Source organism: Bianquea renquensis, assembly GCF_014384895.1.
Lineage (GTDB): Bacteria > Bacillota > Clostridia > Lachnospirales > Bianqueaceae > Bianquea > Bianquea renquensis.
On sequence record NZ_JACRSQ010000082.1, the window covers coordinates 1 to 1,584 of the forward strand.

Annotated in this window: 2 protein-coding genes; both read right to left on the minus strand. The window is 51.0% G+C overall.

Annotated elements, in window-relative coordinates:
• Window positions 1-1,241: recombinase family protein (locus H8730_RS17270; protein WP_249290291.1), on the minus strand; the 1,241-nt coding region annotated here is incomplete at its 3' end.
• 121 nt (window positions 1,242-1,362) lie between these two features.
• A partial coding sequence (locus H8730_RS17275) for a DUF6870 family protein (RefSeq protein ID WP_249290292.1) occupies window positions 1,363-1,584 on the minus strand: 222 nt, incomplete at its 5' end.

Sequence of the window (1,584 nt, forward strand, 5' to 3'; positions counted from 1 at the left end):
GCGATAATAGCGGAATAGTTGACCGCAAGGTGTACCTGCTGCCGGATTGCATATAGGGTAGCCGCCTCCAGCTTGGTACTTTTTATCGAGTGCATGGTGCAAGCCTTTTTCGATAGGCTTTTGTAAGTCCCGCATTGATAGTACACATACAGGCCCTTGCTGGCAATCCGGGACATGGCCCGTCCGCAGTCGGCACAGCGAAGAAAACCGCTGAACAAATATAATTGCTTTTGCTTGGGGGCGGTGCGGGTGTCGCGTTTGAGCAGGTCTTTCGCTTTGGCAAAGGTTTCGCGGTCAATAATCGGCTCATGGGTATTCTGCACGACAATCCACTGTTCCTCCGGCACAGGCTCCAGTTTATGGATTTTGTAGCTTTTCACGCGCTTGCGGCCCTGTGCCATATCCCCTACATAGACGGGATTTTTCAGCATACTTGAAACCGTAATCGTGCTCCACATCGGCCGCGTCTGTCCGTTGGGGCAATGAAATTTTAGCCCCTGGCTTTGCTTGTATAGGGACGGACACATCACGCCGTGGTCGTTCAGATGATTGACAATCGCCCGGATGGTCAGCCCACTGACAAACATGGAGAATATCTGTTTTACCACTTCGGCGGCTTCTTCGTCCACAAGAAGCGCGTGTTTATCTTTCGGGTCTTTGATATAGCCGTAGGGAGCGTAAGAACCGATAAATTCCCCGTTGCGCTTTTTGTAGTCAAACACCTGCCGGATTTTCTTGCTTGTCTGATAGCAGTATTGATCGTTCATGACGTTGGTGATCGGCACAATGATGTTGGAAACGCTTTCCGGGTTTTTGTAGCTGTCCACGCTCTCGGCCAGACTGATAAACCGTACATTCATCTGCACAAAGAGATTTTCAATCAGCGTCCCCGCGTCGGTGTAGTTTCTGGATAGGCGGGACAGGTCTTTGACAATCACGCAGTTGATTTTCTTTGCGTAAATATCGGCCAGCAGCCTTTGAAAGTCCTCCCGGTCGGTGTCCGTCCCGGTGCAGCCGTCGTCAATATACTTTTCCGCGCTTTCAAATTCATCTATATGCCGGTTGTAGTAATCGTCCAGCAGCCGCCCTTGATTGATGACGCTGTTGCTGTCATCGCCCTTTTTAGCTTTCTGCGCGTCCTCTTTGGAAAGGCGGATATATTCGCCCAGCCTCCAGCGCAATACGTTATATGGTGTTTGGGAAACGGCCTGATTTGTTCCCCGGTTTGCTGTTCTTGCCATGTGTCCTCCTTCCTATCACATTACACCTGTATTATACCTCGCCAGCGTAATGTGAACAAGGTTGTCGGCGCCGCAGAAATCTTGTCCTGCGGCACATCGGGCCATTTTGGCCCGATGTTATTTACAGTCCGCTTTTCTGCCGAACAAGAAAGCCCGTCATAATGTCCTGCAAGGGCGGGCCGTTATCGGCAAACTCCAGCTTGACTGCCGTATCCCCACATCGAAAACAATACGGATTTTTCACCTGTTTCATAATTCGCGCCGCTCTTTCTTCCGGGGAAAGGCGGGTATCCAGCGCAAAGCCGCTGACATCCGGCAAAGCGGCCTTATTCACTGTGCGAAG